18 protein-coding genes are annotated in these 22,821 nt (G+C 64.7%); 4 read left to right on the top strand and 14 right to left on the bottom strand.

All coding sequences use genetic code 11. The features are described from left to right. Positions 1–79: 79 nt before the first annotated feature. The 11 genes from JYG36_RS14715 to leuA all read right to left on the bottom strand — a co-directional run bounded on the left by JYG36_RS14715 (position 80) and on the right by leuA (position 15,762). Complete coding sequence (locus JYG36_RS14715) at positions 80–2,467, bottom strand: DUF3772 domain-containing protein (protein WP_213601339.1); 2,388 nt, start codon at positions 2,465–2,467, stop codon at positions 80–82. A gap of 147 nt (positions 2,468–2,614) precedes the next feature. After that, positions 2,615–3,082, bottom strand: coding sequence for an SRPBCC family protein (locus JYG36_RS14710; protein WP_093383132.1), 468 nt, complete (start codon positions 3,080–3,082; stop codon positions 2,615–2,617). Positions 3,083–3,101: 19 nt separating this feature from the next. After that, positions 3,102–6,569 (bottom strand): amino acid adenylation domain-containing protein, encoded by a 3,468-nt coding sequence (locus tag JYG36_RS14705; RefSeq protein WP_213601337.1) that lies wholly within the window; start codon positions 6,567–6,569, stop codon positions 3,102–3,104. Between the two features lie 20 nt (positions 6,570–6,589). Next, the gene (locus tag JYG36_RS14700) at positions 6,590–7,519 is read right to left on the bottom strand and encodes a diiron oxygenase (protein ID WP_045198880.1); all 930 of its coding nucleotides are present in this window, start codon (positions 7,517–7,519) and stop codon (positions 6,590–6,592) included. A gap of 17 nt (positions 7,520–7,536) precedes the next feature. Further along, complete coding sequence (locus JYG36_RS14695) at positions 7,537–7,884, bottom strand: DUF4437 domain-containing protein (protein WP_213601335.1); 348 nt, start codon at positions 7,882–7,884, stop codon at positions 7,537–7,539. After that, positions 7,881–8,657 (bottom strand): DUF3050 domain-containing protein, encoded by a 777-nt coding sequence (locus JYG36_RS14690; RefSeq protein WP_045198884.1) that lies wholly within the window; start codon positions 8,655–8,657, stop codon positions 7,881–7,883. The genes JYG36_RS14695 and JYG36_RS14690 overlap by 4 nt, the downstream gene beginning before the upstream one ends. Positions 8,658–9,027: 370 nt before the next feature. Next, the gene (locus tag JYG36_RS14685; RefSeq protein ID WP_045198886.1) at positions 9,028–10,542 is read right to left on the bottom strand and encodes a DHA2 family efflux MFS transporter permease subunit; all 1,515 of its coding nucleotides are present in this window, start codon (positions 10,540–10,542) and stop codon (positions 9,028–9,030) included. Further along, a complete protein-coding gene (locus JYG36_RS14680) occupies positions 10,532–11,686 on the bottom strand; it encodes an HlyD family secretion protein (RefSeq protein ID WP_213601333.1) in 1,155 nt (384 codons plus the stop codon). Before JYG36_RS14680 ends, JYG36_RS14685 begins: the two co-directional genes overlap by 11 nt. Then, on the bottom strand, positions 11,683–13,176 hold the full coding sequence (locus tag JYG36_RS14675; protein WP_093383123.1) for an efflux transporter outer membrane subunit: 1,494 nt from the start codon (positions 13,174–13,176) through the stop codon (positions 11,683–11,685). Before JYG36_RS14675 ends, JYG36_RS14680 begins: the two co-directional genes overlap by 4 nt. A 143-nt stretch (positions 13,177–13,319) precedes the next feature. After that, positions 13,320–14,054, bottom strand: a complete 735-nt coding sequence (locus tag JYG36_RS14670; RefSeq protein WP_045198892.1) for an AraC family transcriptional regulator — start codon at positions 14,052–14,054, stop codon at positions 13,320–13,322. A gap of 10 nt (positions 14,055–14,064) precedes the next feature. Further along, complete coding sequence (gene leuA, locus JYG36_RS14665; protein ID WP_213601331.1) at positions 14,065–15,762, bottom strand: 2-isopropylmalate synthase; 1,698 nt, start codon at positions 15,760–15,762, stop codon at positions 14,065–14,067. 390 nt (positions 15,763–16,152) lie between these two features. On the opposite strand from leuA, the gene JYG36_RS14660 reads away from it, so the two are divergent. Further along, positions 16,153–16,563: a VOC family protein gene (locus tag JYG36_RS14660; RefSeq protein WP_213601329.1), complete on the top strand. Its 411-nt coding sequence runs from the start codon at positions 16,153–16,155 to the stop codon at positions 16,561–16,563. Between the two features lie 19 nt (positions 16,564–16,582). Further along, positions 16,583–17,689: an alkene reductase gene (locus tag JYG36_RS14655; RefSeq protein ID WP_213601327.1), complete on the top strand. Its 1,107-nt coding sequence runs from the start codon at positions 16,583–16,585 to the stop codon at positions 17,687–17,689. On the opposite strand, the gene JYG36_RS14650 is transcribed toward JYG36_RS14655, so the two are convergent. The 3 genes from JYG36_RS14650 to JYG36_RS14640 all read right to left on the bottom strand — a co-directional run bounded on the left by JYG36_RS14650 (position 17,673) and on the right by JYG36_RS14640 (position 20,738). Next, positions 17,673–17,873 (bottom strand): hypothetical protein, encoded by a 201-nt coding sequence (locus JYG36_RS14650; protein WP_143013286.1) that lies wholly within the window; start codon positions 17,871–17,873, stop codon positions 17,673–17,675. The genes JYG36_RS14655 and JYG36_RS14650 overlap by 17 nt on opposite strands. 186 nt (positions 17,874–18,059) lie before the next feature. Beyond that, positions 18,060–19,361, bottom strand: a complete 1,302-nt coding sequence (locus tag JYG36_RS14645; protein WP_093383117.1) for an MFS transporter — start codon at positions 19,359–19,361, stop codon at positions 18,060–18,062. A 63-nt stretch (positions 19,362–19,424) separates the two neighbouring features. Beyond that, positions 19,425–20,738, bottom strand: coding sequence for an L-fuconate dehydratase (locus JYG36_RS14640; protein ID WP_045198901.1), 1,314 nt, complete (start codon positions 20,736–20,738; stop codon positions 19,425–19,427). Positions 20,739–20,839: 101 nt separating this feature from the next. On the opposite strand from JYG36_RS14640, the gene JYG36_RS14635 reads away from it, so the two are divergent. Both JYG36_RS14635 and JYG36_RS14630 read left to right on the top strand, forming a co-directional pair. Next, positions 20,840–21,787, top strand: a complete 948-nt coding sequence (locus JYG36_RS14635) for a LysR substrate-binding domain-containing protein (protein ID WP_213601325.1) — start codon at positions 20,840–20,842, stop codon at positions 21,785–21,787. Between the two features lie 34 nt (positions 21,788–21,821). Beyond that, on the top strand, positions 21,822–22,787 hold the full coding sequence (locus JYG36_RS14630) for a LysR family transcriptional regulator (protein ID WP_213601323.1): 966 nt from the start codon (positions 21,822–21,824) through the stop codon (positions 22,785–22,787). Positions 22,788–22,821: the final 34 nt, after the last annotated feature.

The following is a 22,821-nucleotide window of genomic DNA, read 5'->3' as shown; positions in this document are numbered from 1 at the left end:
TCATCAAATGGATCAACTCAAACACAGCCTGGCCGCCCCAACACTTGTAAGCCTTCCAAGGCAGTTGCTCCCACAATGTTCAGCTTGCCGGCGCGGCCGGCTTGGCCAGTTCGATACCCGCCGCGCCCAGGCGCTTGAGGATCTCGAACAGCAGGTCGCTCTTGGTGGTACCGACAATCCGCGGGCTGCTGACGTAACCGGTCACGGTCAGGGTGATGCCGTCGGCCGTGAGCTTGCTGAAGCGCACGAACGGCGCCGGTTTGTCGAGGATGGTTTCGTGCTCGCAGTAGGTATCGTAAAGCAAGGTCTGCACCTGCTCGGGGTCGATATCCAGCGGGAACACCAGCTCCAGGCTCGCCACGCCCTGGGCGCTGCCACCGAGGGTGACGTTGCGCAGGTTCTGCGAGATCAGTTGCGAGTTGGGCACGATGACGATCGAGCGGTCGCTGAGCTGGATCTCGGTGGCGCGCACATTGATGCGGCGGATATCACCCTCGACCCCGCTGATGCTGATCAGGTCGCCGACCTTGACCGGGCGCTCGGTGAGCAGGATCAGCCCGGAGACGAAGTTCTTGACGATTTCCTGCAGGCCGAAGCCGATACCCACCGACAGCGCACTGACGATCCAGGCCAGGTTGGTCCACTTCACCCCTAGCGACGACAGGGTCAGGAGGATCACCAGGGCATAGCCGATGTTGGCGAACAGGGTGCTGAGCGAGGCGCACATGCCCGGGTCCATGTCGGTCTTGGGCAGGAACTCGTTGTCCAGCCAGCGGCGCAGCGTGCGGATCAGGTAGATGCCCAGCACCAGGGCCAGCACGGCATTGAACAGGTGCCCGGGGATGATGTTGAACTGGCGCAAGCCGGCGCCGCCCAGGAACGCGACGATGTTGCTGATCAACTGCCCCAGGGTGGTGCCGATGCCGCCAACGAACAGGGTGATTACCGCCAGCAGCAACAGCGCGGCACGGCCGAAGCCGGAGACCAGGGTCTCGATCTGGTCCAGGCGCCGGTCGCCGATGCCCAGCAGTTCCTTGAGCGCCTTGCCGCTGGCCTGACGCGGTGAGAAGACATATTCGCAGCCGTCCTTGAACACCTGGATGAGCACATAGAAGCCGGCCAGCAGGATGAACACCCAGACCACCTCGTAGGTCACAAAGCGCGCCAGCGACACGTAGCCGGTCAGCAGGGCAATCACCGAGATGACCATGGCCATGCTGGCGATGCTGTAGATCAGCCCGGCCATGGTCGAGGCGGCTTCCGGAGCATCGCCGGCGGCGGCCATGACCCGGCGCGCGCGGCTGGTGCGCACCAACAGGGCGATGATCAGGGCGCTGATCACCAGCGCGGCGATTCCCCGCCCGGCGATCACCAGCTGGCTGCTCATGCCGGCGGCGTTGGAGATCTGCACCAGGGCCACCAATACCAGCAAGGTACTGGCCAGCCAGCGGGCGAAGGGCTGCAAGGCCAGCGCCACCGGGTCGGCGATGTCCGGCAGCCGCCAGGACGGATGCGAGGTCGACAGCAGTGCGCGGCTCAAGCCGGTGATCAGCACGCAGGTATAGGCAAGCTTTTCGAACTCTTCAGAAAACGTCGCCAGCATCGACGGCAACGGCAGGTGGTGGGTGCAGGCGTAAAACAGCAGCTCCAGGGCTACCCCGGTGGCCAGCAGGGTGGCCATTACCGAGGCCAGAGCCAGCGAGCTGCGGCGCAGGCGGCCTTCAGGCACGCGGTTCATGCATAACCAGGCCAGCCAGCGCTCCAGCAGCCGGCGGCCGAGGGTCCAGGCCAGTATGGCAAGCAGCACCAGCAGCAGGGTGGCGAAGCGCTGGCCGGGCTGCCAGACCGCGTTGGCGGTATCGTTGACCTCGTCGAAGAACGCCTGCAAGCGCTGGCGGTCGTCTGCCGAAGGGGTGAGCACTGGCGACCAGAATGCCGGGTTGAGCAAGCTGTGGGTGCTCAGGGTCAGCTCGCTTTCGAGCATGGTGCGGCGAATGGCGGAAATCTGCGTCAGCAGGTTGCTGGCGTTTTCCTTGAGCGCGGCCAGGGCTTTGAGGGTGGTGTCGAGGCTGTTTTTTTGCTCGGTAAGCGCCGTGCGTTGCGCGGCGATGTCCGAGGTGCCGGGCACCAGGGCTTCGACCGGCGCCGGGCCGAGCACTTCCAGTTGCGCGCGCAACTGCGCCTGTTCGGGCAACAGCGCCGCGCTCAGCCGGTCGATATCGACGATCAGCGCCTGCAAGCGGTCTTGCGGGCCTTCGAGCTGGTTGTAGTTGTTGGCCTGGGAAATCTGCTGCTTGAGGCTGTCCAGGCGCAGTTGCAGGGCTTGCAGGTCTTGCTGGGTGACCTTGACCACAGGCGCGGCAGCACTGGCGGGAGCTGGCGCAGGGGGTTGTGCGGCCTGCCCGGGAGGGCTGGACAGCAGCAGGGTGAGGGCAATGAAGCCGATGATCTGCAAAGCACTGCGCATGGTTATGCCCGGTTCGGTTATTGATCTCCCAGCTTATGAGGGTAGGACATCGGCGGGCATTTGCCCGGCTGCGCTTGTGCGTTGTGTAGTGAACCGCGAGGCAAAGCCCGCGCCTACCGGGCGGTGGGAGCGGGCTTGCGCTGCGGCTTAAGCGAACATCTGCTTGACGTTGTTCATGGCACCATCGGCAAAGCCCTGGAGGAACGCCTGGAACGCCGGCAGGTCTTGCGCGCCGCCGGTCTGCGGCTCGCCAATGATGGTCCAGGTGGCCAGTGACTGATTGGCGCCCTGGGCCTTGACCTCCATGCGCGCCCAGAGGTTGCCGATGTTCAGCGAGGTGTAGATCAACGACCAGGTCATGACCATCTGCTGGTCATCATGGCTATTGAGTTGCTCCATCACCACGTTGCCATCCTTGAACAGCTTCTTGCGCACCGAGCGCACGCCGCTGCCGGTCATTTCAATGTGCGACAGCGCCGGGATAAACACCGGAAAACCGGCGAAGTTACCGACGATGTTCCACACGCTGCGGGCGTCGGCATTGACGGCCACCGTGGCAACCACGGGCTCGCCAACAGGGTTTTTGATCAGGGTATCGGGTTCCAGATGTGACATGTCGAGCTCCTTTGAGGGGTTAGATGAAGTCGATTTCTTTGAGGAATTCACAACCCCGGCGCAGCAGGGTCGGGCTTTTGGCGGGGTACTCCTCGCCCATGTTGTCGATGCCGTGACGGGCATTGCCGTGCTCGATCATCGAGATGTCGCCGATGTCTTCCTCAAAACCGTTGAGGTAGAAACCGACTACGCCGAACAGGGCGTTGTCGCTGCCGATGGTCGACAGCCGCTGCTGCCAGCGGCTGACCGGCACCAGCTGGAAGTCGTGGCCCATGTGGCGGAACGCCTCGACGTAGTTGTCCCAGCTCAGCGGCGTCGGGTTGTGCAGGTTGAACACCGCGCGGTTGATGGTGTGGCGGCTGGCATGAAAACCGATGAAGCGCGCGAGGAAATCCACCGGCATCAGGTCGAAGTTCAGCGACAGTTGCGGCACTTCCTTCAGTTGCAGCGAGCCCTTGAGCATCAGCATCAGGCGGTTCTGGTGCGGTTGGCAGACGCCGGTGCGGGTATTGAAGGCAATGTTCCCGGGGCGATAGATATTGACCCGCACGCCACGCTCGCAGGCGTTCCAGAGAATCCGCTCACCGACCCACTTGGACAGGTTGTAGCCATTGCGGATGTAGATCGGCGGCGTCGCCGCGGGCGGGGTTTCCAGCACCCGGCCCTGGGCATCGATGCTGCTGGAGGCCGACAGGGTGGAGATGAAGTTGAAGATCTTCTTGCTGCGCCCCTCGCACAGTTTCAGGCATTCAAGCAGCGGCGCCACGTTGTCCTTGATCAGCGACTCGTAGTCGAGCACGTGGTTGACGTTGGCCGCGTTGTAGATCAGCGCGCCGTAGTCGCGGTCCAGGTGTTCGTACTCTTCGGCGCTCAGGCCCAGCAGCGGCTGGCTGATGTCGGCGGCCAGCACCCGCACACGGCTCATGTCCAGGTGTTCGAGGCGGTTGTCGACCAGGGCCTGGGCAAAACGCTGCTGCGCCGATTGCCCGGGGGATGCGCGAACCAGGCAGGCGACTTCGCTGGAGCCCAGTTCGAGCAGTGCCTCGACCAGGTGCACACCAAGAAAGCCATTGGCGCCGGTGACGATGACCTTGTGCACGTCACCCTGGCGGCTGAGCGGCAGCACCTCAAGGTCGACACTGAGGTTGGCGTCGGCCAGGGCCCGGGCGCTGACCACGGCATCGGCGGTGTCGTCCTGCTCGAGCAGGCGCGCCAGGTTGGTCAGGGTTGGCTGCTCGATGAAGCGGTTGATCGACACGCCCTTGGCGAAGGTCTCGCGAATGTCCATGAGCATGCGCGAGAGCAGGATCGAATGGCCGCCGAGGTTGAAGAAGCTCTCGTCCAGGCCGATGTCGTCGGCGTCGATTTCCAGCAGCTTGGCCCAAATCGCCAGCAGGCTTTGCGTGGCCGCGCTCAGCGGCTGGGCGCGCACCTGGCGCTGACGGCTGTCGTCGGGCATCAGGCGCAGGGCCTTGCGATCGATCTTGCCGTTGGTGGTCGCGGGCAGGGTCTCGAGCAGGCGCCAGCGGGCAGGGCGCATGTAGTCCGGCAGGTGCTGCTGGGCATGGGCCTTCAAGGCTTCGGTGGCGCTGTGCGCATCACCGTTGCGCGGTTCGGCGAAGAACGCCAGGATGCGCCGCTGCTCATCGATCACCACGGCCTGCTGGCCGAAAAGGTTGCTGCTGCGCAGCACGTGCTCGATCTCTTCGGGCTCGACCCGAAAGCCGCGGATCTTCACCTGATTGTCCAGGCGGCCGATGATTTCCACGCCGGCGCGGCCCCAGCGCGCCAGGTCGCCGGTGCGGTACAGGCGCTCGCCGTGCAGGCCGCCGCTGCCGTTCAGGTAGCGCTCGGCGCTGGCGTCGGGGTTGTGCAGGTAGCCGGCACCGACGCCGGGCCCGGCGATGTAGATCTCGCCGCTCTGGCCTTCGGACACCGGCAGGCCTTGTTCGTCGAGCAGGTACAGGCGGGTATTGGCGATCGGCAGGCCGAGCAGGCGGTTCGAGTCGCCGGCGCGCATCACCCGGCTGGTGGCCAGCACCGTGGTTTCGGTGGGGCCGTAGATGTTGTGCAGGTGGCAGTGCTCGGCCAGGGCGTCGATCACGTGCGGCTCGCACACATCGCCGCCGGTGATCAGGTGGGTCATGCCGCGCAGGCTGTGCAGCGGCAGGATGCTCAGCAGCGCTGGTGGCAAGAAGGCATGGCTGACTTCGGCCTGGACCACCAGTTGCGCCAGGGCCAGCGGGTCGCGGCGCTGGTCCTCGTTGGGCACCACCAGGCAACCGCCTTCTAGCAGGGTCGGGAAGATGTCCAGCAGCGAAGCATCGAAGTTGATGGTCGAGAACTGCAAGGCGCGGGTCTTGGGCCCGACCTCGACATGCTCGGCGTACCAGGCACAGAAGTGGCTGAGGTTGGCAACGGTCAACTGCACGCCTTTGGGCGTTCCGGTGGTGCCCGAGGTGTAGATCGCCACGCACGGCCGCGCACCTTCCCAGGTGCCGCGCAGCAGCGACTGATGCTGGGCCAAGGCAATGCCCTGGTGGCCATCGGCGCCCTGGTGCACGGCGCTCAGGTGGCTGACATCCAGGCCGATGCAACCGGCGGGGATGGCCAGGTTATCGTCGTGGATGACGATCCGCGCCCGGGCATGTTCGACGATCAGCGCCCGGCGTTCGGCGGGGTGGCTGGGGTCCAGCGGCAGGTACAGGGCACCGCAGCCAAGCACGGCGAGGATCGAGGCGTAGAGGGCCACGCCCTTGCCCAGGGCGATGGCCACCACCGGCTGCTGCCGGTCTTCACCCAGCAGCGGCACCAGGCGCTCCTGGATCGCCACGCTCAGGGCATGCAGCTCGCCATAGCTGACGCTGCGGCCTTCGACCAGCAAGGCCGGGGCGTCATGGTGCTGGCGCAGGCTGGCGGCCAGGCGCTGGATGAACGGCACGCTGGCCGCCTCGCTAATGGCCGGTGCTGCCGTGCGGTTGCAACGGTGGGCGAAGGCCAGGGTGTCGAGCACGCCCAGCCCGGCGCTGGGCACCTGGCCCAGGGCCTGGAAGCGGTACTGGTTGAAGTAGTCGTCATGGCGCGAGTAGCCGCTGACATGCGCCGCTGCCGCCTCGACCAGTTCCTGCACGGCCCTGTTCACCAGGTCGGCGCCGTTGCCCGAGGCCTCTGCAGGTACATCCTGGCGTTCCAGGCATTGCCAGGGCTGGCTGCCCTGGCGGCCCAGCAGGTGCAGTTGCAGGTCTTGCAGCGGGTCGCTGAGGTCGCTGCCGCTGACCTGCAACGAGACTTGCCAGGTGTTGCCCGTTTCCGGCCACGGCGCCAGGGTCGCGTCGTCGATGACCAGGTCCGAGGCGTGGAGTTGCCAGTGATCGTAACTGGCCGGCGTGTCGAGCAAATGGGCACCATGGCCCATTCGCCGCAACTCGTCCGCCAGGCAGGCCAGCCCGCGGCTGCTCCCGCACAGCAGAATTTCAAGACGTCTCATCGGCATTGATTCCTTTGATGTCAGATCAGGTAGGCGGCCAGGGAAGACTGCACGGCCGGATCTTCGAGCATTGCGCTGGCGCGGAAAAACCGCATGATGTTGCCCACCAGGGGATGCCCCGGGGTGATCGGGAAGTCCATGGCTTCAACTTCCAGGCGCAGCGCTGCCTTGACCTGCTCACTGGTGTCCAGGTGGGCAATCAGCGCCAGGTCGAAGGCTTTCTGGATGTCGTTGGTCAGGTAGTGGCTGAGGAACACCGGCATGATCGAAGCGAGGATCTGCCGGTCTTCAGCCGGCGCCGCACTCCAGTAGATGCGCGTCAGCCGCGCCCAGAAGCTCGAATGCCGGCCTTCGTCGGCCAGGTGGTCAGCCATCAGGCCCTTGACCGACTCCTTGACCGTGTCGTCGCGGGCGAAGGCGGCGACATCATTGGTCAGGGTGTTCTCGGCAACCGCCACGCAAATCAGCTCGACCGCCGCTTTCAGGTGTTCGGGGGCCATCTCCATGGCTTTGGGGATCGAGCGGCTGAGCTCGATTTCCCGCGGCAGGGCGATGGGCTCGATACCGGTCAGCTCGATGGTCTGCTGCAGGTAGTCCATGGCCACCAGGGCGTGGTAGTCCTCATCCACCACCACGGTCATGGCGTCGTAGCGGCAGGCAAACGGAAAGCGGATCGCAAAGCTGTCCTTGGCAATGCTGCGTGCGGTTTTGTCGACAATCTCGGTTTCGAAGATCACCACGTCATTAATGAACTTGTAGAGACTTTGCACCAGGGCAAAGTCTGTCAAGTGCGGGCACTGTTCCATAAAGACGGCGCTGGTCACCAGGGGTTGACGGCTGGTCGGGTAAATCAACTTGCCGTCATCTTCCACAGTGCGCCGCGGACGCGTGCGAATGGTCGCTCGCCGCTCCCAGGAGTCGGCGAAAGACTGATACTCATGTGCGTTCATTTAACCTTGCCCACCGTTCAATAGTAATGAACTTCAAATAACAGGCAGCCCTGCTCCGAATGAAACGGACCATGTTCCGTGTGCGCCGCGCGAAAGAAGTAACTGCCTTGCCCGTAGGTCTTTTGTGCACGCCCCGGCGCGGCCTGTTCGGTTTGATCACCTTCGATCAAATACACTTCTTCGTGGTAATCATGGGTATAGATTTCACGCGTGCCGCCGCCGGGGTTAAAGCGCACCAGGCGTGTGCGGATACCGGTACGGGTGTTGGCATCGAGGGTGTCCTTGAACACCGTGAGGGTGATGCCGCGCTCGCTGCTGACCGCATGCCAGGTGGCCTGGTCGTGCTCGATGACTTCGAACTTCATGCGACACACTCGGCGATCTGCACGGCCATTTCGGCGCGCAGTTCGTCCCACAGCACGCGGCGGCTTTCGACTGCGGCAATGGCGGCGGCGTAGACTTCCTGCTGGCGCTGCGGGTCGCCCTGGACCAGGCGATCGAGCAGTTTTTCGGCGGCCGGGCCATGGTCGTCGGAGTCGACGTCGATATGGCGCTGCAGGTAGTAGCGGAAAGTCGGAGCCTGGTCGGTACCGATGTCCCAGTCATCGAGAATGGTCTGGAACATCCGTGGGATCACGCTTTCACGCCCGTGCAGAAAGGCTGCGGCAACTTCATGAGGCTTGGCGTTGATGGCGGTGTCCAGGGTGTTGCTGACAAACCGCACCGCTGCCGGCGAGGCATGGCAGTGCTGCAGGGCTTCGTCAAGCTCGACGCCGCCGCGCAGCAGACGGACAAAATGCTCGATACGGTCGGTGCTCGCGCCAATCTCGCGCATGGCGTGCAGGTACAGTTCGAAGTGGCTGTAGTGGCCGCCTTGCAGGTTCTGGTCGGACTCTTCACCGAGGACGATTTCGTTGATCAGGTGGGCGGCGGCGGGGTCCAGCGGTGGTAGCCACGGCAGGCGGGTGCAGGTCAGTTCCTGCTGCAGGCGCTTGGTCAGCGACATGAAGTCCCAGACCGCAAAAACATGGGTCTCCATGAACGTGCGCAATACCTGCAAAGAACCGATTTCAGCGAAGATCGGGTGGTTGCCAAGTTCGGTTTTGTTGTGTTCAAGAACGGCTTTTTGATTGTGCATGTTTTCCTCGGTTATCAGGTTTTTTGTCGGGATATAAAACAGCGTTATCGTTTTTAGGGCAGCCGCACAGGTGGCCAGAAACTGGCCTGTTGGCGCGTTTGCGTCATGCAATGGCCGGAACCGTTATGGCGCCAGGCAACGGAAAGCTAAGACATAAGAAGTTACAAATCAAGACTTCGCAAACATAAAATTTAGGGGCGGATTAATAACTTGCAGGCACGCGAAAAAGGCAACTTCATTACTGAAGTTGCCAAGCGGCAAGAGGCTGTTAATAGCGTTTTTTATCGCTATTTAATTAGATTTAGCGCATGCCATACCACTGAACTCCCTGTTCGCTAATACCGTTATAACTATTAATTACATGTAAACTTCAGGCCGCCCGCTGGGTGCGCAGCACCAGCGCTGCTACTGCGCAGCCAATCAGGGCCAGGCAGGCGACATAAAACGCATCGCTGTAGGCCATCAGGTACGCCTCGCGGCGTATGGTTGCAGCCAGACCCTCCAGTATCTGCTGCTGTTGCGGCAGCCAGGTGTGCACCGCCTGGTTGAGGCGCTCCTGCAAACCTGGCGAAAACACCGTGACATGTTCGTGAATACGCTCGCTGTGGTAGCGCTCACGGGTGGCAACGATCTGCGTCAGCCCGGCGGTACCGATGGCGCCACCGAGGTTGCGCAGCATGGAAAACACCGCCGATGCCGAGCCCGCTTCGCGCTTGTCCAGGCCCGCCACCGCCAGCACCGACAGCGCCACCATGATGAACGGCTGGCCGATGCCGCGAACCACGGTGGAGGGGATGATGACGTTGTCGGCGCTGTCGACGTTGAGGCTGGCGCCCAGCCAGCAGCCCAGGGCCATGATCAGAAAGCCGCTGGCAACCATGAACTTGGCGCTGGTCCAGGCCATTAACCGCGGCATCAGCGGCGCCAGCAGCAATTGCACCAGGCCATAGGCGATCAGGCTGACGCCGACATCGCGGGCGCTGAAACCCTGCAACTGCGAGAGGTAGTTGGGCACCAGGAACACCAGGCCGAAGGTGGCGCCGCCAAAGATGAACATGGCGACGCTGGCCACGCCAAAGTTGTAGCGCCCGAGCAGGCGCAGGTTGATGAAGGCGCGGCTGCCGTACAGCTGGGTGACCACAAACACCACCAGGGCGATGCCGGCGGCCACCGACATGCCGAGGATATAGCCCGAGCCGAACCAGTCCAGGCGCCCACCTTCCTCGAGCACGATCTGCAGGCCGCCCAGGCCCACGACCATGGCGAAGATCCCCAGCCAGTCGCCGCGGCGCAGTAACTCAAGCTTCATCGGCTTGGCCTCGATCGACCAGGCGATGGCAATCAATAGCGCCACCCCGGGGAACAGCTGCAGGTAGAAAATCCAGCGCCAGGAATAGGCATCGGTCAACCAGCCGCCAATCGACGGCCCCGCGGCCTGGGCGACACTGTTGGCGAGGCTGAACAGGGCCATGCCCATGGCCATCTTGCTGGCCGGCAGTTCGGTGATGATCAGCTGGAACGACAGCGGGATCAGCACCGCACCGGCGGCGCCCTGGATCACCCGGATGATGATCATCGCCTCGAGGTTGGGTGCCCAGGAGCAGGCGATCGAGGCCAGCAGGAAGATGAACGAGCCGGTCCACATCACCCGGCGCATGGAGAACACTTCGACCAGCCAGGCCGTGAGCGGAATCATGACGATCTCCGCCACCAGGTAGGCGGTGGAGATCCACGAGCCTTCCTCGAAACTGGCGCCCAGCGAACCGCGGATTTCCGGCAGCGCAGCGCTGGTGACGTGGACGTTCATGCCGGCCATGAAACAGCCGAACAAGCCGCCGATCACGGCCACCCAGGCCCGCAACGAGACCGGCTGTTCACTGCTCATCGGCAGGCTCCCCGCGGGTGTCGACGGTGGTCACCACCGACATGCCCGGCAGCACCTGCACGCCTCCCTCGGCCTGGTCGAGCAGGATGCGCACGGGAAAACGCTGGACGATCTTGGTGAAGTTGCCGGTGGCGTTGTCCGAGGGCAGCAGGGCAAAGACGTTGCCCGAAGCCGGCGAGAAGCTGGCCACCCGGCCGCGCAGGTGCTGGCTTGAGAAACTGTCGATGCTGATCTCTACCGGCTGCCCCGGGCGCATGTGGGCCAGCTGGGTTTCCTTGTAGTTGGCGACCACGTAGGTCTGGTGCAGCGGCACCACCGCCAGCAGCGGCTGGCCGGGCACCACGTACTGCCCGGCGCGCACCCGGCGCTGGCCGACCACGCCGTCGATGGGCGCGCGGATCACTGTGTCCTGGCTGTCCTGGTCGGCCAGGGCGTGGCGGGCCTTGGCGCTGGCCAGGGCTGCCGAACGTTGTTTGATCTGCGCCTCGGCCAGCAGCGCCTGGGCCTTGGCCATTGCCAGTTGCGACTGCTGCTCGCGCTGGCGGGCCTGGGCGCTCTGCAAGGCGGCGCGGGCCTGAATGGCATTGGCGTTGGCCGATTCCAGGCGCTGCACGGTGGCGGCGTTGTCGCGCACCAGGCCCTGGTAGCGCTGCATGTCCAGTTCGCTGCGGCGCCGCTCGGCCTCGGCGCTGTGCACGGCCGATTCGGCCTGGAGGATGGCTTGCTGCTGCTGGTTGATGCGCTCCACTGCCACCTGCTGGCTGGCCTGGGCGGCGGTCAGCGCCGCCTGGGCCTCGGCCACCCCGGCTTCGGCCTGGTCGCGGCGGGCCTGGTAGTCGCGGTTTTGCAGGCGTACCAGCACGTCGCCAGCTTTTACCGCCTGGTCGTCATCGACTTCAACTCGGGCGACATAGCCGGCCACGCGCGGGCTCAAGGCCACCCAGTCGGCGCGCACGTAGGCGTCATCGGTGGTCTCCAGAAAGCGCCCGGTGCTAAACCAGTAGCCGCCGAACACCAGCACCGCCACCACGCTCAGGCCGCCTGTGGCGTACAGCGCCAGGCGCCGCCGGGTGAGGGTGGGCAAAGGGGCTTTGCGCTGCTGCTGATCGGCAGCCAGCGGTGGTTTTTCAACGGCAATATTCATGGTTGGATTCCAGTGTCGGTAGGTGCGCTCTGCACCAGGGTCGCGGCCGCGGCCGGTGGCGTTTGCCAGCTGCCGCCCAGGGCCCGGAACAGATTGATTTGTGCCCGCGCCAGGCGCCCCTGGGCCTCGACGTGGCGAGCGCGGACGCTGATCAGGTCGCGCTCGCTGTCGAGCACCTCGAGGGCATCGACGGTGCCGGCGCGGTAGTTGTCCTGGGCCAGGGCAAAGCCGCGCTGGCTGTGCGCCAGGGCCGCATCCAGGGCTTGCGCCCGCTGGCGTTCGCCGTCGTAGCCGGCCAGGGCCTGGCGCACATCCTTGAGCGCGCCCAGGGCCACGCCGCGGTAGTGGGCGATCTGCGCTTGCTGCAGGGCCCGGGCCTTGCTGACCCGGGCGCGGTTGGCCTTGATGTTGGGGAACTCCCAGCTGATCAGCGGGCCGACGGCGAACATCACCGCCTGGCTGTCACCGAGGTTGGACAGGTGATGATCCGAGGACGTCAGCGAGGCGCCGAAGCTGACCTTCGGGTACAGGTCGGCCTTGACGATGTCGACTTCAAGGTCGGCGGCGCGCAGGTCGCGCTCGGCCTTGCGCACATCCGGGCGGCGGGCGAGCAGTTGCCAGCCATCGCCGCCAGGCAACGCTGCTTTCAGGGTCGGGATGCTTCGGCAGCTGGCGGCACCGGCGCTGATTGCCGCAGGCGGCTGGCCACTGAGCACGCTGAGTTCGAACAGCGCCATTTGCCGCCGCGCTTCCAGCATCGGCAGTTGCGCGCGGACCTGCTCGCGCAGCCCGCGCAGGCGCACCGCATCGAGTTCGGTGGCGATCCCGGCCTGGCGCTGGCGGTCACTGAGCTGCACGCTGCGCTCCAGGGTCTGCAGGGATTGTTCGGTTTCCTGCAGGCGCGCGCCGTAAACGCACTGGTCGATGTAAGCGCGGCTGGTCTGGGTCACCACCTGCAAACGCACCAGCTCCATGGCCTCGCGGGAGGCGTCGGCCTGGGCCCGGGCGCGCTCGATGGCAGCCCGCACCTGGCCCCAGACATCGACCTGATAGGCCAGCTCGATGCCCGGGTTGAATTCCCATTGCGACGGCGCATGGCTGTCGGTGGCCTGGGCCAGGGTCTGGTCGTCGGCACTTTTGCCGTAGCTGGCACCGAACTCGACGCTGGTCGAGGGCCAGCGTCTGGCGTCGTACTCGCCGATACCGGCGAGCATGGCCTGCACGTTGGCCTCGGCCTGGGCCAGGTCCTGGTTATGCGCCAGGGCTTGCTGGACCCAGGTGTTGAGCTGCGGGTCCTGGTACAGCTCCCACCAGCGCTCGGGCAAGGCCTGCTGGCTGACGCCGGCGGGCAGGCTGGCCAGTGGATCGGCTTGCAGTGCCAATGGCGCCGGGGTCGTTACGGATTGGCTGCTGCAAGCGCAGAGCACAGTCAGGAGGCTGGTGGCGGCGAGAAGCCGGGCGGGGAACGGCGGGGATCGAAGTGCACGCATCACGAAAGTCACATCTAGGGTCGTGATGCCAGATTAACGAGGGGAGGGCAGCGCTTCTGCCGCGAGCGGGACAACCATGGCCGTGACCGGGACAACCTGGCCCGGCAGCGAGGAGGGCGTGGCCGCCATCCTCGCTGCGGGTCTCAGTGGCTGCGCGTGGCGCTGCCTTCCAGGGCGCTGACCTGCCAGTCGCGTGGGGTGTAGCCGAGGATGCGCTTGAACATCGCGGCAAAGGCGCTGGCACTCTGGTAGCCGTGTTCGAGCGCCACGTGCAGGATCGGCATGCCACCGGCCAGGCGCTGCTGGCTGAGAATCATGCGCGTGCGGGTGCGCCATTCACCGTAGGACATCCCCACCTCGCGCTGGAACAATCGCGCCACGGTGCGCGCACTCATGTTCAACTGCGCGCCGCATTGCTCCAGGGTGAGGTCTTGCGCAGGGTCTTCGAGAAAGCGCTCGCACCAGGCCCGCAGGCGTGGATGCTGCGGCACCGGCACATGCGCCTCGATGCGTTCAGCCGCCTCCAGCTCGCGGTGAATCAGCGCGCGCACATGCTCGCCCAACGACTCGTCGCGCTGCTCCTGCATGCGTGATGAGGCCAGGATCAGCTCGCGCAGCAGCCCCGAGACCACGATCACCTGACAGCGGTCGACGTGGGCGCTGAGCAACAAGGTGCGCATGCTCACTTCGCCGCTCATGCGCACCTCGTGGCTGACCCCTGCCGGCACCCAGAGGGCGTGCCCGCAGGGGATCACCCAGTTGCCTTCGTCGCTGCACACGCGCATGACCCCGCTGGTGGCGTAGATCAACTGGTCCTCGGCATGGCAGTGGCTGCCCACGACCTCGCCATGTTCATAGTCCATCGCTAATGGTTCCATGCCTTTCTCCTCAGGCAGAAACGCTGGCGGCGTGCAGGGGTTTGAGCAGGCCCTGGCGGGTGGCCCGCGACACGGCACCGACCACGGCCTTGAGCGATGCCTGGAGGATGCTGTTGTCTTTGCCGACGCCGAATAGCAGCTGGCTGTTGACGCGGATTTCGACATAGGCGATGGCTTCGGCCTGGGCACCGTCACGAATGGCGTGCTCGTGATAGTCGGCGATATCGAAGTTCAGGCCTTGCTGGGCGAAGGCATTGACCAGCGCCGCCAACGGCCCGTTGCCTTCGCCGCTGAGCGCCAGGCGCGCGCCGGCGATGTCCAACTGGGCATCGAGGTAGGTGCAGCTGTCTTCGCTGGCAAGCCGAGGTTGCTGCAGGGTGTAGGGCTTGCCTTGCTCAAGGTAGTTGTCGGTGAAGCACGACAGGATCATGTCGCTGGTGATCTCCTGGCCGGCCTCGTCGGCCACTTGTTGCACCAGGCCACTGAACTCCATCTGCAGGCGCCGCGGCAGGACAATGCCGTGTTGCTCGAGCAGATAGGCGACGCCGCCTTTGCCGGACTGGCTGTTGACCCGGATCACTGCCTCGTAGCTGCGGCCCATGTCGGCCGGATCGATCGGCAGGTAAGGGATCTGCCAGTAGCCCTCGGGGTTGTTGCGCCGGTGGGCGAAGCCTTTCTTGATGGCGTCCTGGTGCGAGCCGGAAAACGCCGTGAACACCAGTTCGCCGGCATACGGGTGGCGCGGGTGGGTCGGCAACTGGTTGCAGAACTCGACTTCGCGCTGCACGTGGATGATGTCCGAGAAGTCCAGCTGCGGGCTGATACCGCTGGTGTAGAGGTTCATTGCCAGGGTCAGGATATCGACGTTGCCGGTGCGCTCACCGTTGCCGAACAAGGTGCCCTCGACCCGCTCGGCGCCCGCCAGGCAGGCCTGCTCGGCGGTCGACACGCCGGTACCGCGATCATTGTGTGGGTGCACGCTGATGACCACGCTGTCGCGGCAGCTCAAGTGGCGGCAGAACCACTCGATCTGGTCGGCGAAGACGTTGGCGGTCGAGACCTCGACGGTGGTCGGCAGGTTGAGGATCATCTTGTTGCTTGGCGAGGGCTGGAACACCTCGGTCACCGCCTCGCAGATCTCCAGGGCGAAATCCAGCTCGGTAAAGCAGAAGGTCTCGGGCGAGTACTGGTAGGTCCACTGGGTTTGCGGGTTGGCCTGCATGTGGGCCTTGATCTCGCGGGTGGCCTGGGTGGCGATCTCGATGCAGCCGGCGCGGTCGACCCCGAACACCACCTCGCGAAACACCGGTGCGGTGGCGTTGTAGACGTGGACAATCGCCCGGGGCACGCCCTTGAGGGCTTCGAAGGTGCGCTCGATCAGGTGGCTGCGGGCCTGGGTCATCACCTGGATGGTAACGTCGTCAGGAATCGCGCCGCTCTCGACCAGCTCGCGCACGTAATCGAAGTCGGTTTGCGAGGCCGCCGGGAAACCCACCTCGATCTGCTTGAAGCCGACCTTGACCAGCAGGTCGAAGAAGCGCCGCTTGCGCTCGGCGTTCATCGGTTCGATCAGCGCCTGGTTACCGTCGCGCATGTCCACACTGCACCAGGTCGGGGCGACCTGCTGGACCCGGTTCGGCCACTGGCGGTCCGGCAGGTCGACGGTGGTGAAGTGACGGTACTTGGTAGAAGGATCCTTCAACATCATGGCGGCGTTCTCCTGTGCCTACGGTTTTGCGCAGCGCCGGTTGCCCGCAAGCAACCGATGCCAATCGCAGATGGGATCCAATTCTAGCGCTGTTACATCTAGAAATAATTGCTAATTTTGCCAGTGACTGGTGAAGAAGCCTTTGATGATCGCCTGAAAGTTGCAGTTATTGGTGATTTATTGCGCTGAAGGATTTTTATGAGCATATCCTCACCATTTGAGCGCCTGCCTGCGACGCTCAGCCGCAAATTGCACCTGGCCTCAGCCGGCACCTAGTGGCGGGTTTCGACTGATCTATAAAAATTGCTAACAAGTCATTGCAGTCCAGCCCTGTTTATCAGCGACTTTCAATCAAACATCATGCTGACACCCCACACAGAGGTGCTCAGCATGACCCTTGACCTGCAGTTCGATCACCTGGCCTTCACCACCGCCGCCGACGGCGAGCTTAAGGCTGCGCTGCAAACCCTGCTGGGCGTCGAGCCCGGGCCGAGGCCGGCGTTTCCATTTCCCGGGCAATGGCTGTACCAGGGCGACCAGGCCCTGGTGCACCTGATCCAGGGGCCGCACACCGAGCTCAGCCATCTGGCCCTGCGTACCCGGCAGCCGGCGTCGGCAGTGCTCGAACGCGTCCGCGCCAGTGGCCTGGCCTACCAGGTCGCGCTGGTACCGGAGCAACGCATCTGCCAACTGTTTGTCAGCCTGCCCGGCGGCCTGGTCCTGGAACTGGACTGCCCGCTCGATCGCGACGACCTCGGCATTACCCACGACTACCAGCAGTGCGACCACGCACCTGTCTGACTTCAGGAGAGCCACACGCATGTCTACTTCAGCTTCGTTGTTCACACCCTTTGAACTGGGCCCACTGCAGTTGCCCAACCGTATCGTCATGGCGCCGATGACCCGCTCGCGCAGCAGCCAGCCCGGTGATGTGCCCAACGCCATGATGGCGGCCTATTACGCCCAGCGCGCCAGTGCCGGCCTGATCATCAGTGAAGCCACGCAGATCAGCCCGCAGGGCAAGGGTTACAGCTTTACCCCCGGCATCTACAGTGCCGGGCAAATAGCCGGCTGGCGTCAGGTGACCGACGCCGTGCATGGCCAAGGCGGGCGGATTTTCCTGCAGCTGTGGCATGTCGGGCGCATGTCCCATGCGAGCTTCCATGCCGATGGCCAGCCGGTTGCGCCGTCAGCGCTGCGTGCCGATGCCCAGGTGTGGGTGGTGGGCGATGATGGCGTCGGGCGCATGGTCGAGGTCAGCGCGCCTCGGGCCCTGAGCCAGGCAGACATTCAAGCGGTGATCGAGGATTATCGGCTTGCCGCCCGGCATGCCCGCGAGGCGGGTTTTGATGGCGTCGAGATTCACGCGGGCAACGGTTACCTGATCGACCAGTTCTTGCGCACCACCTCCAACCTGCGCAATGACGCCTACGGCGGCAGCCGCGAAAACCGTATCCGCTTTCTGCTGGAAGTGGCCGCGGCGGTGGCCGACGAAATCGGTGCGCAGCGCACCGGTGTGCGCCTGGCGCCCTACATCACCGCCCGCGGCATGGACTGCACGGACGTCATCCCGACCATCCTCCAGGCCGCCAAGGCCCTGGGCGCCCAAGGCATTGCCTACCTGCACCTGGCCGAAGCCGACTGGGACGATGCCCCGCAGATCCCCGAGCCGTTCCGCCATGAGCTGCGCCAGGTGTTTGCCGGCGCCATCATCGTTGCCGGGCGCTACGACGAGGATCGTGCGCAGGCCTTGCTCGAGGCCGGGCTGGTCGACCTGATTGCCTTCGGCCGGCCCTTTGTCGCCAACCCGGACTTGCCGGCGCGGCTGGCAAACGGCTGGCCGATGGCGCAATTCGATGGCAGCCGCTTGTTTGGCGGAGATGAGCTGGGCTACAGCGACTATCCAGCCTTTATGACAGGCAAGTGAAGTGGCTGGGTTCCTGGGCTGCAAGCATCAGCTCCAGCGGTACCGGGACTACCCCGTCAAGGCCGGCGGGGGCCTGCAAGCCCACCACCAGCAGCGCCGGGCGCTCGCTCGGTTCGCTCGTGCCGGCGGCCACGGCGTTGATCATTCTGGCGTGGTTGGCTGCAATTTCAGTGAGGGTAGACACGTAACTTCTCCGGTGACCGAGCAAGGCGATTGCTGGCGTCCATAAGCGTTGGGGGGCTGGCCGTCGCGTCAGTATTACGTCACTGCCCGACGGTGATTGCCAGCCTCTGCAATCCGCAGGCCAAGCCTTGTCAAAAAATGGACAGGCCTGGCCGGTTTGCGATGGACGGAGTCACCTCGGGCTGTGCTAGGGCTCCTGACCCTGGCGCAAGCGCGTGCTGATCAGCGCCGCCAGCACCAGCAGCGCGGCGATCAGCCACAGGCCGTTGCGGGTATTGCCGGTGGTCTGTTCGATCAGGCCCATCACCGATGGCCCGACAAAACCGCCGAGCAACCCGCAGGTGGTGACGAAGGCCAGGCCCGCCGCCAGGGCATTGCCGCTGAGGCGGCTGGAGGGGAAGACGAAGATGATCGACTGCACCACGAACAGCATCAGCGCGGTCAGCGAGAAACCGATCAGGCCGATGAACGAGTTCGACAACGACGCCAGCAGCAAGCCGGCGGCCATGGTCAGCAAACCGAAGAACAGCAGGGTGCGGCAGCGCCCCGGCGAAGTGGCCAGGCGCGGCAGGGTGGCGGCGCCGATGGCGGCGGCAATCCACGGCACCGAGGTCAGCAGGCCGATCTGCAACGGGGTCAGGGCGGCGTAGGTGCCAATGATGCCCGGCAGGAAGAAGATCACTGTATAGATGGTGATCTGGTGCACGAAGTACACCGCGATCGCCAGCCAGATCTGTTTGTCGGCGAACATCTGGCTGAGCCGGCTCTGTTGCGGCGCCGAGGCTTTTTCGGCGTTCAGGCGCTGCTCGATGTCGCGGGCATCGGCCGCCGACAGCCAGGGCGCGGAGGCCGGGCCGTCCGGCAGTTTCTTCCACACCACATAGGCCAGAGCTACCGCCGGCAGGCCTTCGATGACGAACAACCACTGCCAGCCGTGCCAGCCCAGCAGGCCATCGAGTTCGAGCAAGGCGCCGCCCAGCGGACCGCTGAGAATATTCGCCAGGCACACCCCGAGCAGAAAATAGCCGGTAGCCCGCGCCCGTTGCTCGCGGTCGAACCAGTAGGTCAGGTAGAGCATCACCCCGGGGAACAACCCGGCCTCGGCCACGCCCAGCAGCAGGCGCATGATGTAGAACGAGGTTTCGCCCTGGACGAAGGCCATGCCCGCCGACAGCAGGCCCCAGGTGATCATGATGCGGGTGATCCAGAAACGCGCGCCGACCCGGTGCATGATCAGGTTGCTCGGCACTTCGGCCAGCGCGTAGGTCAGGAAGAACAGCCCGGCACCCAGGCCATAGGCTGCGGCCGAAAGGCCCAGGTCGATGCCCATGCTGGCCTTGGCCAGGGCAATGTTGGTGCGGTCCAGAAAACTCATCACATAGACCACGATCAGCAGCGGCATCAGCTTGCGCAGCAGCAGACGGTTCAGGCGCTGGTCGTCGGCGACGGCAGGCGCGGCGGCCGCTGTCGCGTTAGTGAGGATTGTCATTGTTTTTTCCCCGTTCAAATGTGCGTACTGCGCGCCGCACGTGTTGCGGCGCGCAGGCTCAGGTCAGTCACGGTTGATGTCCAGCCACACGGCGCCATCGGGATACTGGTAGCGCTCCAGGGTTTGCGCGTGCATTTCGATGCTGTAGCCAGGGCGTTGCGGCGGCATGTAGCGACCGCGGCGGATCACCACCGGGTCGATGAAGTGTTCGTGCAGGTGGTCGACGTACTCCAGCACGCGGTTGTGCAACGAGGCCGAGACGGCGATGTAGTCGAACAGGGCGATGTTCTGCACATATTCGCACAGGCCGACGCCGCCGCCATGGGGGCACACCGGCACATCGTACTTGGCCGCCATCAGCAGCACGATCAGCACCTCGTTGAGGCCACCCAGGCGTGCGGCATCGAGCTGGCAGAAATCCAGCGCGCCGGCCTGGAACATCTGCTTGAACATCACCCGGTTATGGCAGTGTTCGCCGGTGGCGACGCCGATCGGCGCAATGCGCTGGCGGATTGCGGCGTGGCCGAGAATATCGTCGGGGCTGGTTGGCTCTTCGATCCACAGCGGCTCGAAAACTGCCAGGCGGCGCATGTTGGCCACCGACTCATCGACACTCCAGACCTGGTTGGCGTCCATCATCAGCGTGCGCTCCCAGCCCATTTCGTCGCGCAGGATGCTGGCGCGGCGCATGTCGTCTTCAAGGTTGGCGCCGATTTTCTGCTTGATGTGGGTCCAGCCGTCAGCGATAGCCTCGCGGGTCAGCTGGCGCATTTTCTCTTCGCTGTAGCCGAGCCAGCCGGGCGCGGTGGTGTAGCCGGGGTAGCCTTCGCGCAGCATCTGCGCCTCGCGCTCGGCCTTGCCTGGCACCTGACGGCGCAGCAGGGCGATGGCTTCTTCGGGGGTGAGCACGTCGGTGACGTAGCTGAAGTCCAGGCAGCCCACCAGCTGCTCGGGGCTCATGTCGGCGAGCAGTTTCCACACCGGCTTGCCTTCGTGCTTGGCCCACAGGTCCCAGACCGCATTGACGATGGCGGCGGTGGCCAGGTGGATCACGCCTTTTTCCGGGCCGAGCCAGCGCAGCTGGCTGTCGCCTGCGGTAAAGCGGTGCCAGAAGCCGCCCATGTCGGCGGTGATGTCTTCAAGGGTCAGGCCGACAATCAGCGGCGCCAGCGATTGCACGGCGGCGGCGCAGATCTCGTTGCCGCGCCCGATAGTGAAGGTCAGGCCATGACCTTCGAGGCTGTCGGCATCGGTGTGCAGCACGACATAGGAAGCCGAATAGTCCGGGGCGCTGTTCATCGCGTCGGAGCCGTCCAGCGACAGCGAAGTAGGGAAGCGGATGTCGCGAACACTCAAGTGGGTAATACGTATGCTCATGGCGGGCTCTTGTTCTGGGGTGGCACAGGGAGGCCTGACTGTAGGTTGTCGAGCGATACAGGCATAATCGCCAATTCCTAAGTAGGGATACCGGATTTGATATGCCTCCTAAACCCGACGTCGCGCTACCGACCCCTGCCAGCCTGGGGGCGCTGAAGATCTCCAGCCGGCAGATCACCTTGCTCAACGCCCTGGGCGAGTTCGGCAATTTGCGCCGCGCCGCGGCGGCGATGCACACCACGCAACCCGCGGCCAGCCTGTTGCTGCAGCAACTGGAAGAGCGCCTCGGCGTGCGCCTGTTCGAGCGTTTGCCCCGGGGCATGCAGCCGACCCTGTATGGCGAGGTGATGATCCGCTACGCCCAGGGCGCCCTGCACGAATTCGAGCACGCCCAGGCGCAGATCGCTGAACTGGCCCGCGGCGCCTGCGGCCTGGTGCGGGTCGGTAGTGTCATGGGCCCGGTGCCGGGGCTGCTGACCCAGGCGGTGCTGGCCTACAAGCGCGAGCACCCCAAGGTGCGTATTTCGCTGGAGGTCGGTACCAGCGACACCTTGCTGCCGTCGCTGCTGCGCGGCGATTTCGACCTGGTGGTCGGGCGCCTGCCGGATCAGAGCGACAGTCACGAGCTGAACATCGAACTGTTCGACAGCGACGAGCAGATGCGCGTGGTCGCCCGTGCCGGGCATCCGCTGGCCAGCGCCGCACGCCTTGCGCTGGCCGACCTGGCCGAGCTGACCTGGATCCTCCACCCGATCGGCAGCCCCATGCGCCGGCGGGTCGAGAACGCTCTGCAGGCAGCCGGCATGGTGCAGTCGCTGGACATCGTCGAGACCGCCTCGATCCTCGCCACCACGGCGATGCTTGAGGCCTCGGACATGATTGCAGTGGTGCCCAACGACGTCGCCGAGCATTATGCCCGTTACGCCATGGTTGCCATTCTGCCGGTGGAACTGCCGATCTCGATGGTCAACCTGGGGTTGCTGACCTTGCGTTCGCGGCCGCGCTCGGTGGCCCTGGAAACCCTGTTGCACTACCTGCGGGCGCAGTAGCCCTGCGTATTCATCGGCAAGAGGCAGTTCGTTGATGGCTTCAGACATTACCCACGCCAGTTTCTGCAACTGGATCCGCTTCAAGCACCTGGTGCTGATCGACACCCTGGCGCGCACGCGCAACATGCACGCCACCGCCACGCGCATGAACCTCAGCCAGCCGGCCTTGAGCAAGATGCTGCGCGACCTTGAAGAGCAGTTCGGCTTTGCCCTGTTCGAGCGCCTGCCGCGCAGCATGCCGCCCACCGAACTCGGTGAGTACGTGGTGCGTTATGCGCAAGGGGCGCTGGCCGAGTCGCAGCAGTTCGTCGACCAGGTCAACCGCCTGCGCAAGGGCGGCCATGGCTTTATTCGCGTCGGCGGGATTTTTGCCGCAACGCCCCTGGTGCTGCCCCAGGCGATTGCCGCGATCAAGGCGCGCAGCCCGCTGCTGTCGATCGAAGTGGTCGAGCAATCCAGCGACCATCTGCTGGCCATGCTTGAGCAGAACAAGCTCGACCTGATGATCGGCCGCTTCACCGAGGAGCGCTTCAGCCAGCTGTTCGACTTCCAGGCCCTGGAGCCGGAACCCTTCAGCCTGGTGGTCAACAAGGATCACCCGCTCAACCAGCCGGGCAGTGCCTCGCTGCAGGCACTGGGCGACTGGCCGTGGGTGCTGTACCCGGTCGGCACACCGCTGCGCGAGCGCCTGGAGCAGGCCTTCAGGGCGGTCGGCATCGCCACCCCGGCTGACAGCGTCGATACCATCTCGATGCCGATGTTCCTGCATTTGCTCGAGTCCGGGCCGATGATCGCCATGTTGCCGCGCTCGATGGTCGCTGCGCAGTTGAGCAGCGGCCAGTTCTGCGAGCTGCAGTCGCCGTTGCAACTGGCGCCGCTGGAGTACGGGGTGATCACCCGCAAGGACGAACCCTTGAGCGCCTCGGCGCAGGCGTTTGTCGAGCTGTTGCTGGAGTTCGCCCGCCAGCGACGGGCAGAGCAGGGCAGTGCTGGCGATTGATAAAAGCGGCTGACTGACAGCTTGCGATAACCCT

The sequence above is a fragment of the Pseudomonas sp. SORT22 genome (genome assembly GCF_018417635.1).
Lineage (GTDB): Bacteria > Pseudomonadota > Gammaproteobacteria > Pseudomonadales > Pseudomonadaceae > Aquipseudomonas.
Note: the sequence above shows the minus strand (reverse complement) of the source record. Positions and strands in the feature narration are given on the sequence as shown.

What these genes read in the sequence shown, in the direction of transcription:
- JYG36_RS14715 (WP_213601339.1), bottom strand. Translation starts at nt 2,467, where the DNA reads ATGCGCAGTGCTTTGCAGATCATCGGCTTCATTGCCCTCACCCTGCTG.
- JYG36_RS14710 (WP_093383132.1), bottom strand. Translation starts at nt 3,082, where the DNA reads ATGTCACATCTGGAACCCGATACCCTGATCAAAAACCCTGTTGGCGAG.
- JYG36_RS14705 (WP_213601337.1), bottom strand. Translation starts at nt 6,569, where the DNA reads ATGAGACGTCTTGAAATTCTGCTGTGCGGGAGCAGCCGCGGGCTGGCC.
- JYG36_RS14700 (WP_045198880.1), bottom strand. Translation starts at nt 7,519, where the DNA reads ATGAACGCACATGAGTATCAGTCTTTCGCCGACTCCTGGGAGCGGCGA.
- JYG36_RS14695 (WP_213601335.1), bottom strand. Translation starts at nt 7,884, where the DNA reads ATGAAGTTCGAAGTCATCGAGCACGACCAGGCCACCTGGCATGCGGTC.
- JYG36_RS14690 (WP_045198884.1), bottom strand. Translation starts at nt 8,657, where the DNA reads ATGCACAATCAAAAAGCCGTTCTTGAACACAACAAAACCGAACTTGGC.
- JYG36_RS14685 (WP_045198886.1), bottom strand. Translation starts at nt 10,542, where the DNA reads ATGAGCAGTGAACAGCCGGTCTCGTTGCGGGCCTGGGTGGCCGTGATC.
- JYG36_RS14680 (WP_213601333.1), bottom strand. Translation starts at nt 11,686, where the DNA reads ATGAATATTGCCGTTGAAAAACCACCGCTGGCTGCCGATCAGCAGCAG.
- JYG36_RS14675 (WP_093383123.1), bottom strand. Translation starts at nt 13,176, where the DNA reads ATGCGTGCACTTCGATCCCCGCCGTTCCCCGCCCGGCTTCTCGCCGCC.
- JYG36_RS14670 (WP_045198892.1), bottom strand. Translation starts at nt 14,054, where the DNA reads ATGGAACCATTAGCGATGGACTATGAACATGGCGAGGTCGTGGGCAGC.
- leuA (WP_213601331.1), bottom strand. Translation starts at nt 15,762, where the DNA reads ATGATGTTGAAGGATCCTTCTACCAAGTACCGTCACTTCACCACCGTC.
- JYG36_RS14660 (WP_213601329.1), top strand. Translation starts at nt 16,153, where the DNA reads ATGACCCTTGACCTGCAGTTCGATCACCTGGCCTTCACCACCGCCGCC.
- JYG36_RS14655 (WP_213601327.1), top strand. Translation starts at nt 16,583, where the DNA reads ATGTCTACTTCAGCTTCGTTGTTCACACCCTTTGAACTGGGCCCACTG.
- JYG36_RS14645 (WP_093383117.1), bottom strand. Translation starts at nt 19,361, where the DNA reads ATGACAATCCTCACTAACGCGACAGCGGCCGCCGCGCCTGCCGTCGCC.
- JYG36_RS14640 (WP_045198901.1), bottom strand. Translation starts at nt 20,738, where the DNA reads ATGAGCATACGTATTACCCACTTGAGTGTTCGCGACATCCGCTTCCCT.
- JYG36_RS14635 (WP_213601325.1), top strand. Translation starts at nt 20,840, where the DNA reads ATGCCTCCTAAACCCGACGTCGCGCTACCGACCCCTGCCAGCCTGGGG.
- JYG36_RS14630 (WP_213601323.1), top strand. Translation starts at nt 21,822, where the DNA reads ATGGCTTCAGACATTACCCACGCCAGTTTCTGCAACTGGATCCGCTTC.